At 37.7% G+C, this 14,800-nt stretch carries 11 protein-coding genes; 9 read left to right on the top strand and 2 right to left on the bottom strand.

The genetic code is table 11. From position 1 onward, the window contains the following. Positions 1-211: 211 nt before the first annotated feature. The gene (yhfH, locus tag CFK40_RS16850; RefSeq protein ID WP_089533561.1) at positions 212-340 is read right to left on the bottom strand and encodes a protein YhfH; all 129 of its coding nucleotides are present in this window, start codon (positions 338-340) and stop codon (positions 212-214) included. Positions 341-441: 101 nt separating this feature from the next. On the opposite strand from yhfH, the gene CFK40_RS16845 reads away from it, so the two are divergent. The 5 genes from CFK40_RS16845 (at position 442) to CFK40_RS16830 (ending at position 5,192) form a co-directional block, all read left to right on the top strand. Continuing rightward, complete coding sequence (locus CFK40_RS16845) at positions 442-1,182, top strand: MBL fold metallo-hydrolase (protein ID WP_089533560.1); 741 nt, start codon at positions 442-444, stop codon at positions 1,180-1,182. 70 nt (positions 1,183-1,252) lie between these two features. Beyond that, positions 1,253-2,248 (top strand): lipoate--protein ligase, encoded by a 996-nt coding sequence (locus CFK40_RS16840; RefSeq protein WP_089533559.1) that lies wholly within the window; start codon positions 1,253-1,255, stop codon positions 2,246-2,248. 204 nt (positions 2,249-2,452) lie between these two features. After that, on the top strand, positions 2,453-3,994 hold the full coding sequence (locus CFK40_RS16835) for a fatty acid--CoA ligase family protein (RefSeq protein WP_089533558.1): 1,542 nt from the start codon (positions 2,453-2,455) through the stop codon (positions 3,992-3,994). 417 nt (positions 3,995-4,411) lie between these two features. Continuing rightward, positions 4,412-4,558 (top strand): hypothetical protein, encoded by a 147-nt coding sequence (locus CFK40_RS21035; protein WP_161493898.1) that lies wholly within the window; start codon positions 4,412-4,414, stop codon positions 4,556-4,558. 112 nt (positions 4,559-4,670) lie between these two features. Then, complete coding sequence (locus tag CFK40_RS16830) at positions 4,671-5,192, top strand: competence protein ComK (protein WP_089533557.1); 522 nt, start codon at positions 4,671-4,673, stop codon at positions 5,190-5,192. Here CFK40_RS16830 and CFK40_RS16825 read toward each other — a convergent pair. Next, a complete protein-coding gene (locus tag CFK40_RS16825) occupies positions 5,140-5,529 on the bottom strand; it encodes a YhjD family protein (RefSeq protein WP_089533556.1) in 390 nt (129 codons plus the stop codon). The genes CFK40_RS16830 and CFK40_RS16825 overlap by 53 nt on opposite strands. 218 nt (positions 5,530-5,747) lie before the next feature. Between CFK40_RS16825 and CFK40_RS16820 the strand changes: the two genes are divergently transcribed. From CFK40_RS16820 to addA, 4 genes are all read left to right on the top strand, one after another. Beyond that, a complete protein-coding gene (locus CFK40_RS16820) occupies positions 5,748-6,410 on the top strand; it encodes a TVP38/TMEM64 family protein (RefSeq protein ID WP_089533555.1) in 663 nt (220 codons plus the stop codon). A gap of 253 nt (positions 6,411-6,663) precedes the next feature. Further along, positions 6,664-7,215, top strand: coding sequence for a signal peptidase I (gene lepB / locus CFK40_RS16815; RefSeq protein WP_089533554.1), 552 nt, complete (start codon positions 6,664-6,666; stop codon positions 7,213-7,215). A 296-nt stretch (positions 7,216-7,511) separates the two neighbouring features. After that, positions 7,512-11,006 (top strand): helicase-exonuclease AddAB subunit AddB, encoded by a 3,495-nt coding sequence (gene addB / locus CFK40_RS16810; protein WP_089533553.1) that lies wholly within the window; start codon positions 7,512-7,514, stop codon positions 11,004-11,006. After that, positions 11,006-14,728, top strand: coding sequence for a helicase-exonuclease AddAB subunit AddA (addA, locus tag CFK40_RS16805; protein ID WP_089533552.1), 3,723 nt, complete (start codon positions 11,006-11,008; stop codon positions 14,726-14,728). The genes addB and addA overlap by 1 nt, the downstream gene beginning before the upstream one ends. Positions 14,729-14,800 lie beyond the last annotated feature (72 nt).

Here is a 14,800-nt window from a genome sequence, read left to right as displayed (position 1 = left end):
CAAAATAAGTATAAAACATTGGTAGATTAAATGATATGATTTTTCAGATATTGTTTTATAGAAAAATAAACAGCTATTTAAATAGCTGTTTAGTGGTAATGAATTAACATGTTATAGTACAGTTGTCATAAGCAATGAACACTTCATTCCATACGTTCTACGGTTCCTTGCTTATGCGTCCGCTTCTAACCAGTCGCCTACGCTTTCTTAATTACCGTGCTGGATGATCACATTCGTCACAGAGATTACCATAGCAATCTGCTTGTTCATTCATATCATTTCCGCAAGTGTGACACTTTTTCTTTGGTAATGATCTAAAAAATTCAACGACGTTTTTCATGTGTATTCATCTCCTTTAAGTTGTTACTAGTATTGTATTATAACAGTATGCAAAAAGTCAAGAGTGTGTTACAACAAATTTAAAAAAGAGGTGTTTGTCTGATGAAATGTACTGTAATTGGTTTTTGGGGAGGCTATCCTGCTAAAGGAGAAGCCACCTCATCTTATTTGTTTGAAAAAGATGGATTTTCATTAGTAGTTGATGTTGGAAGTGGGTCATTGTCTACAGTTCAGAACTATAAACATGTGATGGATATTGATGCTGTTGTATTGTCGCATTATCATCACGACCATATTGCGGACATTGGTGTCCTTCAGTATGCATGGCTTGTCCATTCCTATCTTCGCGAAGAAAAGGAAATTTTACCGATTTATGGACATCAGGAGGATATAACAAAATTTGAATCATTGACACATGAGTGTACGGAAGGGATTGCTTATGATCCTGACAAGGAGCTCGAGGTTGGACCTTTCTCAATAAGGTTCTTTAAAACAAGTCATCCAGTTCCATGTTACGGCATGCGCATAACAGATGGAGAGGATGTCATCGTTTATACCGCAGACACAACGTATAAAGAAGAATGGATTGATTTTGCCAAGGATGCCAATCTATTGATCACAGATTGTAACTTTTATGAAGAACAGGATGGATCAGCCGCTGGTCATATGAACAGTAAAGAAGGCGCTACAATTGCAAGTCAGGCGAACGTTGGTGAACTGCTGTTAAGCCATCTCCCCCAATACGGTGATACCAATGATTTAGTTTTAGAAGCTAAAAAATATTTTCAAGGGAAAATACGGTTAGCTAAAACAGGGTTAGTATGGGAAAAAGGTAGGGGTTAATTTTTGATTGAACAGGACTTTGCCATTACAATTAGGAGTGAAAAAGAAATTAACGGGAGGTCAATTTACTATGAAATTTATCGATAATAAAGGCATTACGGATCCAAGTATTAATCTCGCACTTGAGGAATATGTACTACAAAATTTTGGGGAAAAAGATACATATTTATTGTTTTACATTAATAAACCTTCCATCATAATTGGTCGAAATCAAAATACGGTGGAAGAAATTAATACAGAATATGTCGACAATAACGGTATAAAGGTCGTGCGTCGCCTCTCTGGTGGTGGGGCAGTGTACCATGACGAAGGTAATTTGAACTTTAGCTTTATTACAAAGGATGATGGGGAAAGCTTCCACAATTTTGAGAAATTCACAAAGCCAGTTGTTGAAGCATTAAATCAGCTTGGTGTACCAGCAGAATTAAAGGGGAGAAATGACCTTGTTGCAGATGGCCGTAAAATCTCAGGAAATGCGCAGTTCTCAACAAAAGGACGCATGTTTAGCCATGGTACATTAATGTTTGATTCGGAAGTTGAACATGTTGTATCTGCTCTAAATGTAAGTAAGGAAAAGATTGAATCAAAAGGAATCAAGTCTATTCGTAGTCGTGTAGCGAATATTTCTGAGTTCCTTGAAGAAAAAGTATCAATGGATGAATTTAAAGATATCATTCTACGCTATATTTTTGATGTAGAAGATGTAAAGGATGTACCGCGTTACGAGTTAACAGATCAGGATTGGGAAAATGTCCATCAAATATCAAAAGAACGTTATCAAAACTGGGATTGGAACTTTGGTAAATCACCAAAATTTAATACGCAGAGCTCACACAAGTTTGACTCAGGGCTTGTTGACGTTCGTTTAGAAGTTAAAAAAGGTATCATTGAAAACTTCAAAATATATGGGGATTTCTTTGGTATAGGTGATGTTGCAGATGTTGAAGATAAACTAACAGGTATACGTCATGAACGTAAAGCAATAGAAGAAGCATTAGAGAATGTAGACATTCCACATTATTTAGGGAAAATATCAAAAGAAAATTTTATTAACTTGGTTTATTAAACTTAATCGAATTTTTTCGTGATCAGAAAAGGCTAAATGGACATGCTTGATATTTCCATTTAGCCTTTTCTATTAGAGGTTTTAACTAATTTTATTATCTTTTAGATTTTAACACTTGAAAAGAACTTGTCTGTATTTTATAATTAATATGAATTTTAGCATATAAATGAATGATTATTCATTCATAGTATTGGGGGCGTTAAGGTGAATTTAAGTAATCAATTGACGAACATAGCTCAAAAATTACCGAATAAACCAGCGTATGTTTTTCAAGAAAAAGCAACTACATACATGGAGTTAGAAGGAACGATAACAAAGTTTGCATCACGGTTGCAAGAACTAGGTTACCAAAAAGGAGACCACATTGCTTTGGTAGTGGGGAATAGTCCATATTATGTAACCGCTTTATATGGGGCACTGCGCTTAGGAGCAGTAGTCATTCCTATTAATCCACTTTACACGTCACATGAAATGACGTATATTTTGAAAAATGGCGATGTAAAAGCTGTGATTACGATGGATGTTTTGATGGAAAAGTTTGAAGCGATTGCGGAAGAACTTCCAAGTGTCGAACATTATATTTCGTGTGAATCTGGTAAGGAAGTATCGTTTGATGGATATTCAATCTTACCAAAATTGAAATCGTTTTCAACGTTAGTCGCAGAGGGTAGGGTGAATTTCGATACACCGTCCCTTGATGAAGAGGAACTAGCCATTATTTTGTATACATCAGGTACTACGGGAAAACCAAAAGGTGCTATGTTAACACATAAAAACCTTTATTCGAATGCAAAAGACGTAGCTGATTATTTGACTATTAATGGGGATGATCGAGTAATTGCAGCGTTACCAATGTTTCACGTTTTTTGTCTGACTGTTGCTCTGAACGCACCATTAATGAATGGTGGTACGATCCTGATTGTTCCTTCATTTTCACCACAAGAAGTATTTCGTATTGCTAAGGAGCATGAGGCAACGGTGTTTGCTGGCGTTCCAACGATGTATAACTATCTCTTGCAAAGTATTTCTGGCAATGAAGAAAGCTTTTCCGGTATTCGGTTATGCATCAGTGGCGGTGCATCTATGCCAGTTGCATTGTTAAAACAGTTTGAACAAGCATTTCAGATGAAAGTATCAGAAGGATATGGTCTATCTGAGGCATCACCAGTTACATGCTTCAATCCATTAGATCGCCCCGCAAAGCCTGGATCGATTGGTACAAGCATTTTAAACGTTGAAAATAAAGTGGTTGATGAGTTTGGGGAAGAAGTGCCAGCTGGTGAAGTAGGTGAATTGATTGTCCGAGGCCCAAATGTAATGAATGGTTATTATAAAATGCCAGAAGAAACAGCACTTACACTTAAAAATGGCTGGCTTCATACTGGTGACATGGCGCGAATGGATGATGAAGGCTATTTTTATATCGTTGATCGTAAAAAAGACATGATTATCGTTGGTGGCTATAATGTTTACCCTCGAGAGGTTGAAGAAGCACTTTACTCACATCCAAGTATTTCAGAAGCTGCTGTAATCGGTACTCCTGATCCGAATACTGGCGAAGCGATTATTGGTTTTATCGTTTCAAAAGATCCATCACTAACAGAAGATGTACTACTAGAATTTTGTCAAAGCCATTTGGCAAAATATAAAGTTCCAAAAGAAATTGAATTTTTAGATGAACTTCCTAAAAATACAACTGGGAAAATTTTGCGTAAAAACCTTCGCTCAAAAGTTAAAAGCGAGTAGGTAAGTAAGTGCCGTGCTGGGAGAAATGTAGACTTAAAATAAAGTCGCGCCGTTTATAAAAAAGTTGCGAAGTTTCATCCCTCTTTTGGATATGATTATTTAAAAGGGGGCTTTGTGTCAAAAGAAATTGAACATCTAAGTTGATAAATGGTATAAAGACAGTAGAGGAACTGACAGTATGGTAAGAGTTTTTTGATCAAACTTTATTATAAAGTTTGATTGAGCTAAATAACAATGAATAAAACTGTTTAATAAATACATAAATAAAAATAAACGGGGCACTACCTGTTGCTTTGAAAAAGTCATACCGTTTAAAAAATTTGATCAAAAATCTTATCTTGATAATGCAGGATTTTTTCTTATGTATGAACCATTCTTATTTCCGCCAAACTAGAAGGGAAGAAGGGTGGTTCAGATATGAAGAAAAATAAAGAGTTACCGACATTTACCATTTTAAATCCAGAGTTCCATACACCTGAGCAGGAAACAACCGATATGCAAAATATGCAGGAAAATGGTGAAGAAACTACAGTCCATGATGAAATTAGCAAGGAAAACAATTAATTCATACATTTTTTCAAATAATTTTATATTTTAGTTACTTTTTACCTAAAAATTTGGTAAATTAAGTTATAAGCTTCTTTCTTTTCGTTTTACAGCGAAAGGATATGAAAAAATGGTTAACAATTATTATTCTCCATCATATGAAATTACTCCATTTACAATGGCTGTTTTAGCTGATTATGGAAAAAACGAGGAGTCTCCTACATGTGTTCTAGAAACACAGGAGGAATTTTTTGTAGAGCCTTCTCCAACTAAGCTGATTGATTATGCTTGCAAATCATTTGGCGCCAGTCTGAAAGGCAGACAAGAGGGAACAAGGGATATATGCAATATAACGCATAAAGCACCAATTGCTATCGACCCCAGCAGTGGCATGTATTTCTTCCCTACAATCTCACCGATAAATGCCAAATGCTCTTGGATTGCACATTCCCATATCGATCAAATGAAGATGGCCGACAATCAGTGCACTGAAATAGTATTTAAGAATAGTAAGTCAATCACTATTGAGGTTTCCTACGGATCGATGATGAACCAAATTCAACGTACTGCACAATTTAGATACTTGCTCGACAATCGTATCAAATATTTGCGGAGACAGGGTGTTGATATGGTGGCAGAGCCATATGCATAAGTTCCTGAACAATGACTTCCACTTTTTTTCTGATAGCCGGATTAAAGTAATTTCGCTTTTCCTCTCGATTTTGGCAAAGAAATAGAAAAGATGAAAACGAATCATTTTTATTTAAGGTGATTACTTGTATATTTTTTTTCCTCATAGTTTGATGTAATTTTCTTCGTTCATCGGTTGCTTCTGAAATCATTTTTTCTAAAAGCTCGATATAAGGTTCTTTAATTTTAAAGGCTCCTTTTTGGACGTGCTGAATATCTTGCTGAATCACAACTATTGCCATCGAAAGAAATAGAAAGCGTGATGCTACTTGTAAATCTTCCTCATTAAGATAGCGCATAATTTATCTCCTCCCAAATCGAACATTTGTTCCATTATTATTATATGACTAATCACAAAAAAAATACACTATAAAATTTTGGAATTTGTAAAACGAACAGATTGAAGCTGGTTTTTTATTTTATCTAGGTATAAAAGTAGTTTACTTTACAATAAAATTAGTTAAACTAGGGTATATGGAAATATGAGTATTTGTTTTGGGGCGAGGGGAAAAACTACATGCAACTTTCGGATTTTAGCTTAGAGAATCTTAAACTATTATTAAAACAGGATAGATTAGATGAATTTATTAACGAATTATTAAATGATTATGAAAGTTTGGGGCCGTTACCGGGTCTATTGTTTCCGTTTCTTGAAGCTTTTCTGCCGTTTTTACCTTTAGTTGTGTTTGTATTTGCAAATTCTGCGGCATATGGTTTATTGGAAGGGTTTTTATTATCATGGGTAGGCACTAGTGTAGGGGCGGTATTTGTGTTTTTACTTGTACGCCGACTAGGTGACAAGCGAATTTTTAGAGCGATTCGAAAAAATAAACAAGTGCAAAAGGTCACTGCTTGGCTTGAAAAACACGGATTTGGCCCATTGTTTTTATTACTGTGTTTTCCGTTTTCGCCATCAGCCATTATTAATGTAGTGGCTGGGTTGTCGAAAATCAGTATCCAACAATTTGTACTAGCTGTTTTACTGGGAAAGTCAGTGATGATTTTCACGATGGCATATGTTGGTGCTAGTATCGCGTCATTTGCACAGAATCCAACAAAAGCAATTGTTGTAGCAGCGTGTATCGGTGCGTTCTGGTTAATTGGGAAATACGTGGAGAAACGTATACAAAAGAAAACATTGGAGAAAGAAGCAAGAGAGCAGGAAGAAAATCAGGATTAATCACGATTCATACAGGGTAAACTAAACTAATAGTAGAAAAGCGGAAGCGCGTATAGACTGGACTGACCTGTTTGAGATAAAGGATAGCCAATTAAGGACGTTCGACTAAGATCGCCACGTCCTGTGGCAACGTCGAACTACCCTACATCCTGTAGGGCATTGAGCTGGACTGACTTATCGAAGTAACGGGGAAGGAAGTCTACTAGTCGTTGGGCGCAGAAGCTAGACAAGATTAGACCTTGGAGTGAAGAGTATGAAAAAAATAAATTATCGACGTTTTATTCCTGTCGTGTTCTTCGCCATCGTAGTAGCAGTGATAGTTAAATCGTATTTATTTGCTAGCTATGTCGTTGATGGTGAATCAATGGAACCGACACTTTATGATGGAAACCTTATGATGGTAAACAAAGTTGTCTATGATTTACAGGAAATTGATCGGTTAGATGTCATCGTTTTTCATAAAAATAAACAAGAAGATTATGTGAAACGGGTAATTGGATTACCTGGTGATAGTGTCACATATAAGAATGATAAGTTGTATATAAATGGTAAATATGTGGAAGAAGAATTTCTTGATGAGCTACAAAAGAAAAGTGACGTTGAGCCATATACAGAGGATTTTACACTAGAGGAAGTTACTGGAAAAGCAACTATACCTGAAGGGAAACTCTTTGTAATGGGTGATAACAGGCCAGACAGCTTGGATAGTAGATCTTTTGGTTTTATTTCAGAAGAACAGCTTGTAGGAAAGGTAGACATTAAATACTGGCCGATCTCACAAACGGAAATGGGCTTTGACAAATAACTATTATAAAATCTTTTCCTTTGTTAAAATAATGGGAGAGATTTTATTTTTTTTAGAGGATGTTCAAAAGTCACCAAATGATAAATGGCGAATCTCTTCGTTACTCGGTTTTTCTGGTCCTCACGTATTAAGGACATAGTGGAACTTCTACTAAAACCGTCCACGTCCTGTGGACAACGTAGAAGTCAGCACAACACGCGCAAGTCCGGTCCTCAAAACTTTCGTGCCTCGACCTTCGTATTTCTAATTCGGCGACTTTTTGAACACATACTTCTACACAATCGAGGGGATGTATTATGGGGATACGGTTCATATTAGGACGATCAGGTACTGGGAAAAGTGGTCGGGTATTAGATGAGATAAAAGAAAAATTGATGGACGATCCACAGGGTGCGCCCATTTTTTATATTGTTCCAGATCAAATGACCTTTCAACAAGAATATGAATTGTTTAAACAAGATGGAATTAATGGCAGTATCCGTGCACAGGTTGCTAGTTTTTCACGCTTAGCATGGCGTGTCTTGCAGGAAACAGGTGGAGGAACACGCCAGTTTATCAGCTCACTTGGCATTCAAATGATGCTCCGTAAAATTATTGAGGAAAAGGATTCGGATTGGAACATTTTTCAGAAAGCATTAGAAAAACAAGGGTTTCTTGACCAATTAGAAAAAATGATTACCGAATTTAAACGATACCAAGTAACTCCCGAAGTTTTACAAATGCAAATTGATCAATTGAATCAGTTCGTACATAAGGAACAAGGTGAGGAAGCATTAACGAAAAAACTTCAGGATTTATCCTATATATATGAAGAGCTAGCTTATGCATTACAAGGGAAATACGTAGATAGCGAGGATCAGCTACAGTTACTTGCAGAAAAAATTAAAGAAGCATCTTTTCTGGAAAATGCAGAAGTGTATTTAGATGGGTTTCACCGTTTCACACCGAAAGAACTGCAGGTGTTAGAGGAATTAATGAAAAAGTGTGCGAACGTGACAATTACATTGACTGCTGATGAGTTGGACAGGGAAAAGGAACTTTCTGAACTAGATTTATTTTATCAAACAACGGAATCTTATCATATAATCACAGCGCTCGCAAATGAAAATTATGTAGCAATAGAAGAGCCAATTCTACTAGACCCTGCCAATGGAAAGTTTAAAGGCAGGCCTTATTTTGCACACCTCGAGAAAAATTTTGACAAGCGGCCAGCGCCAGTATATAGGGGAGAAGTTCCGTTAACAATTGCAGAAGCAGTTCATCCACGTGCAGAGGTAGAAGGCGCTGCACAGGAAATTGTTCGATTAGTACGTGAGGAAGGCTATCGATTCAATGATTTGGCCGTCTACATTAGACAAACTGATGTATACCATGATTTAATTGCTACCATATTTGGCGATTACGATATCCCAGTTTTTATTGATGAAAAACGTACGATGCTGAACCATTCACTCATTGAGTTTATTCGTTCAGCACTAGAAATTGTCGATGGTAATTGGCGCTATGATGCTATTTTTCGTATGTTAAAAACGGGATTTATCCCAGCCACAGATCAAGATTATCCACTAACGAATGACGCGATTGATGAACTCGAAAATTACGTATTGGAGTATGGAATAAGGTCGCGTGAGCGTTGGTTTAGTGAAAAAGAGTGGGTTTTTCAACGGTTTCGCGGATTTGAAGATGCAGCACAAACCGATAAAGAAAAAGAAGTGCAAACACGCATAAATGCTTATCGGAAACAAGTAGTTCAAGCAATAAAGATATTTGATAAAGACATACGAGGATGCGAAACCATCCGTGATCGTTGCACTGTAATTTTTATATGGATTGAAGAACTAAATATCCCACAAAGACTAGAGCAAATGCGTACTTATTTTGATGAAAATGGCCAACTAGAAAAGGGCCGTGAGCAAGAGCAGGTATGGAATGCAATCATTCAATTATTAGAAGAAATGGTTGAGATAGCTGGCACAGAAAGCCTTTCATTACCAATATTCCGCTCTACATTAGACGCCGGGTTTGATTCATTAAAATTTGCACATGTTCCACCTAGCATGGACCATGTTACAGTTGGTACGATTGATCGATCTAGAATTAGTGGAATCAAATGTACATTTTTATTAGGGGTAAACGATGGAGTTTGGCCAATGAAGCCACCATCTGATGGGATGATTAATGAACAAGAACGTGAAATACTGGCGGTACAGGGCCTGCGATTGGCTGAAAGTAGTAAACGCACATTACTAGATGACTGGTTTTACATGTATATAGCCTTTACATCATCAACAGATAAATTATGGATCAGCTACCCATTAAGCGATGATGAGGGGAAAGCAAAAATGCCTTCTCAAATGATTAAACGAGTTGAGGATTTGTTCCCTTACTGCTGTACACATGTGTTATTGCAGGATCCAGATGAGCTATTCCATGCAGAGCGATTTATCACAACAGAGACGAAAACGCGGGCAGCATTAACTGCGCAACTGGCACGGAATCGAAAAGGCTATCCTCTTAAGCCAGTATGGTGGCATGTATTGAATTGGTATATTAAAAACCACGCGAAATACAGTACAAGCTACCGAACGTTACAAAGCTTGTATTATCAAAACAAACCAACAGATCTGTCTGCTGAAACGGTAAATGAATTATATCCAAAGCAGGTGAAAGCTAGCGTTTCAAGACTGGAAATGTATTATCGGTGTTCGTATCAACATTTTGCAAGCTATAGTCTTGGACTTAATGAGCGAAAAACATACAAGCTGGATGCACCGGATATTGGTCAGCTGTTCCATGAGGCTTTAAAACGAATTACCGAATGGGTACAAGATGAAGGCAAGAACTTTGCCCAGCTAAATAAGATTGATACAGATGGCTATGCTCAAAAAGCAGTTACTAATCTTGCACCAATCTTGCAGCATCAAATTTTGCATAGCTCAAATCGGTATAAATATATTCAACAAAAGTTGCAGGAAGTTATTGCACGAGCGGCTTTCATATTAAGTGAACAAGCACGTCAAAGTGATTTTTCACCAATAGGACTAGAACTTGGATTTGGCCCAAATCAAACGTTATCACCGATTACCCTCCCACTAGCAAATGGATTTGAATTAATGCTTCGCGGCCGAATAGACCGTGTGGACCAGGCGCTAAATCAAGATGATTTATTCCTGAGAATTATAGACTATAAATCTAGTGCAAGAGGGTTGAATCTAGTCGAAGTATATCACGGGCTAGCATTACAAATGTTGACGTATCTTGATGTTGTTCTCACGCAATCTGAACAATGGTTAGGAAAAAAGGCAACACCAGCGGGAGTGCTTTATTTCCATGTCCATAATCCAATGATTTCTGGGAAACAGAAAATGCAAGATGATGAGATTGAGAAGGAAATTTTAAAGAAATATAAAATGCAGGGGTTATTATTATCGAGCGAAGAAATTGTTAAGCTAATGGATCGAACGCTTGAATCAGGTTCAAGTCAAATTGTGCCAGCAGGTGTTAAAAAGAATGGTGGCTTTTACAATCATTCAAAAATCGCCGACAATGAAACCTTTGCCGGACTACAGGATCATGTCCATCAACTGATGGGGAAGGCTGGCATCGATATGACGAGTGGTGGTGTGCACTTGAATCCGTATCAGCATAATCAAAAAGTGGCTTGCACATTTTGCTCGTTTCGATCGGTTTGTCAGTTTGATCCGATTCTAGAAGAAAATAATTATCGCAAGTTACCAGATATGAACGATGATGAGATATTAGAAAGACTTCGCAAAGGGGAGGGGAAGTAATGGTTAATTGGACGAAAGAACAGGAACAAGCCATTTATACGGCTGGAAGTGACATGCTTGTAGCAGCAGCTGCTGGTTCGGGAAAGACGGCTGTACTTGTCGAGCGTATTATCCAAAAGCTAATCAACAAAGAGAGTCCAGTTGATATTGATACCCTCCTTGTTGTGACGTTTACTAATGCCGCAGCACAAGAAATGCGAAATCGTGTTGGATTGGCTCTAGAAAAAGCACTTGCTGAGGACCCAGCATCCACACATTTGAAAAAACAGTTATCCTTGCTGCAACGTGCATCAATTTCCACGCTTCATTCATTTTGTTTAGATGTAGTGAAGCAATATGCATACTTGTTGGATATCGACCCAGCTTTCCGCATTGCCAATAATATGGAAATTGACTTAATCAAACAAGATGTTATTGCCGATTTATTTGAGGAATGGTATGGCAAAGAGGGAGATGAACAGGTACAATTCTTTGCTGTAGTTGATCGATTTTCAAGTGATCGAAGTGATGTTGAAGTTGAAAATCTAGTTCTTGATTTATATACGTTTGCTATGCAAAATCCATGGCCTATCAAATGGCTCGACCAACTAGCAGACGTATATGACGTTCCAGAAACGTTTGTAGAAGAGGATCTAACATGGTTATCCATTATTAAACGGGAAGTGAAAAGTCAATTAACCGCAATTGAACAAGAAGCAAACGCGGCACTAGAACTTACCGAGCATCCCGAAGGTCCCTATCATTATCGTGAAGCTATTGAAACTGACCTTGCGATGATTCAGGAAGCAATTACGAATAGTGACACATGGGATCAGCTTCAAGTCTTCATGACTGGTAGCTCATTTAAGGCATTGTCCAGGAAAAAAGTAGATTGTTCGGACGATGTAAAAGACAGGGTAAAAAGCTTTCGTGATAGCTATAAAAAACGCTGGAAAGATATGAAGGATGGCTGGTTTACGCGTAACCTCGCTAGCCATATTGATGATATGCGAGAGCTTGCTCCAGTGATTAAGCAACTAACTGAAATTGTAAAAGAATTCAAGGAGCGTTTTTCGGAACAAAAAAAGGAAAAAGCAATCGTCGACTTTTCTGACCTAGAGCATCATTGCTTGGCACTATTAGTCGACGCGACATCGACTGCTGAAAATCCTTTACCATCAAACGTAGCAATCCATTTTCAACAAAAATTTACCGAAGTGCTTGTTGATGAATACCAGGATACAAACTTAGTTCAAGAAACGATTCTGAGAGCAATTAGTGATCGAACTGGTAATGGAAATATGTTTATGGTTGGTGATGTGAAGCAAAGTATTTACAGGTTCCGTCACGCCGAACCAACCTTGTTTATCAATAAATATAAGCAATTCCAGGACGCAGATAATCCGGGGCAACGAATTGACTTATCGAGTAATTTTAGAAGTAGAGAAAAAGTCTTAATCGGAGCTAATTATCTTTTTAGGCAACTATTAGATGAAACCTTAGGCGAAATTAATTATGACAATGATGCTGAATTGATTTATGCAAATAAATCCTATGATTCATTTCCATTTGAGTCACCTGAACCTGAGCTTTTACTAATTGACCGCGAAACAGACGAGGAAAAGGATGAAGAAACAGAGGATGAAAATTATCAGGATTTGGAGAAGGCGCAATTAGAAGCACGTGCATACGCGAAGAAAATTAAGGAATGGACAGGTCAAGATAAAAGAAAACCTCTCCAGGTTTTTGATAAAGGAACGGGGATGCAACGTAATTTTCAGTATCGTGATGTCGTTATACTAATGCGTTCCATGACGTGGACTCCAACGATTGTCGATGAGTTGAAGAAGCAAGGAATCCCTGTGTATGCAGAGTTATCAACGGGCTACTTTGAAGCAATTGAAATTAAGATCATGCTTAGCTTTCTTAAGGTCATCGATAATCCAAGACAGGATATTCCGCTTGCATCCATTTTACATTCGCCAATTGTAGGATTGAATGAAGAAGAACTAGCGAGTATCCGCTTGGCCGATAAAAAAAGTGGCTATTATGATGCATTATTAGCATACAGTAAGCAACATACAAACAAATTGGCGGACAAAGCAACAAATTTTTTACATCTATTAAAAATGTTTCGAATTGCTTCCAAACAAGGAGCCTTGTCTGAGTTAATCTGGCAAATTTATCGTGAAACTGGTTACTATGATTTTGTTGGGGGGATGCCAGGAGGACGTCAGCGCCAAGCTAATTTACGGGCCCTATATGATCGAGCTAGAGGATATGAAACAACTTCTTTTAGAGGTCTATTCCGATTTTTACGCTTCATTGAACGGATGGAAGAACGCGGGGAAGACCTTGGTGCAGCGCGGGCCTTAAGTGAACAAGAAGACGTCATCCGGATTATGACCATTCATAAAAGTAAAGGACTCGAATTCCCAGTTGTGATTTTAGGTGGGATGGATAAGCAGTTTAACATGCAGGATTTGAAGCAACGCTATTTACTGCATAAAGATTTAGGACTTGCAAGTAAATATATTGATCCAGTGAAGCGGATTACCTATCCAACGCTTCTATACTATGCATTCCAGAAAGAAAAGCAACGAGAATTACTTGCAGAAGAAATGCGCGTCCTATATGTAGCCTTAACCCGTGCAAAGGAAAAACTTGTCATGGTTGGCAATGTAGCCTCTTTTGAGAAAAAGCAAAAGAAATGGGAAAAAATACTCGACCACCCGGAATGGGTAATGCCCACACATTTTCGAATCGAAGCAAAATCATACCTGGATTGGGTCGGTCCAGCATTAATTCGTCATCATTCTAGCGAAATTTTACGGGTAGAGGATGTAAATGAAGTTACAAATAATGAAGTTAAAATGGATCCCTCAAAATGGGATATATCCATTGTGCATGGTAGTGAATTAGCTAATCTTGAGGATGTCGCAACAGAAGAAGATATTAATTTAAAGGAAAATATCCAAAAATGGGAACCAATGGACCTTAGAAATGCAGATCTCGATAATCAAATAGATGAAAAACTTTCCTATGAGTATCCATTTACACAAGCGGCAACGTCACGAGCGAAACAAACCGTGACAGAAATTAAACGGCAGCGTGAGCTAAAGGACGAATACAGTGCAGATCAATTAGTGCAAACATCAAGAGCGCCAATTGTGAAACGACCGTTATTTATGCAAAAAGGGAAAACCATTACGGCGGCTGAAAAGGGAACGGCTATGCATACGGTTATGCAACATTTACCACTAACAAAGGAATGGACAGCATTAGAGGTAAAAAAGTTTGCCGATAGATTAGTGGATAAAGAAATCTTAACTGCAGATGAAGCCGAAATCATTGATGCAAAAGTAATCGAAAAGTTTTTCAAGAACGAAATAGGACAGAAGATGCTCCAGGAACCAAATGTTCACCGCGAGGTACCGTTCAGCCTTTCCTTGTCAGCCAAGGAGGTTTATGCATCGTGGACTAGTGATGTTGACGAACAGGTTCTTGTTCAAGGTGTGATAGATTGTGTAATTCCAGTAGAAGATGGTGTCATGATCCTCGATTATAAGACAGATGCGATTGAGAGAGAAGTGACAGATAAGGTTAAAGAACAATTAACAAATCGTTATAAAACACAAATGGAACTCTATCGTCAGGCAATTGAACGAATTTGGAAGAAACCGGTAACAAATGTTTATTTGTATTATTTTTCGAAAGAGTTGTTGGTTGAGGTACCGAAATAAATAGTAGAAGAATAACTATTATGACCTACATGATAATACGGAAGAACACATACTAAGATAACTAATATGTGT

This window comes from Virgibacillus necropolis, from assembly GCF_002224365.1.
Taxonomy (GTDB): domain Bacteria; phylum Bacillota; class Bacilli; order Bacillales; family Amphibacillaceae; genus Virgibacillus_F; species Virgibacillus_F necropolis.
This window is presented reverse-complemented; position numbering and strand designations above follow the sequence as displayed.

Coding starts and splice junctions, on each gene's coding strand:
- CFK40_RS16845 (WP_089533560.1), top strand. CDS start 442: ATGAAATGTACTGTAATTGGTTTTTGGGGAGGCTATCCTGCTAAAGGA.
- addA (WP_089533552.1), top strand. CDS start 11,006: ATGGTTAATTGGACGAAAGAACAGGAACAAGCCATTTATACGGCTGGA.
- yhfH (WP_089533561.1), bottom strand. CDS start 340: ATGAAAAACGTCGTTGAATTTTTTAGATCATTACCAAAGAAAAAGTGT.
- addB (WP_089533553.1), top strand. CDS start 7,512: ATGGGGATACGGTTCATATTAGGACGATCAGGTACTGGGAAAAGTGGT.
- lepB (WP_089533554.1), top strand. CDS start 6,664: ATGAAAAAAATAAATTATCGACGTTTTATTCCTGTCGTGTTCTTCGCC.
- CFK40_RS16840 (WP_089533559.1), top strand. CDS start 1,253: ATGAAATTTATCGATAATAAAGGCATTACGGATCCAAGTATTAATCTC.
- CFK40_RS16830 (WP_089533557.1), top strand. CDS start 4,671: ATGGTTAACAATTATTATTCTCCATCATATGAAATTACTCCATTTACA.
- CFK40_RS16825 (WP_089533556.1), bottom strand. CDS start 5,529: ATGCGCTATCTTAATGAGGAAGATTTACAAGTAGCATCACGCTTTCTA.
- CFK40_RS16820 (WP_089533555.1), top strand. CDS start 5,748: ATGCAACTTTCGGATTTTAGCTTAGAGAATCTTAAACTATTATTAAAA.
- CFK40_RS21035 (WP_161493898.1), top strand. CDS start 4,412: ATGAAGAAAAATAAAGAGTTACCGACATTTACCATTTTAAATCCAGAG.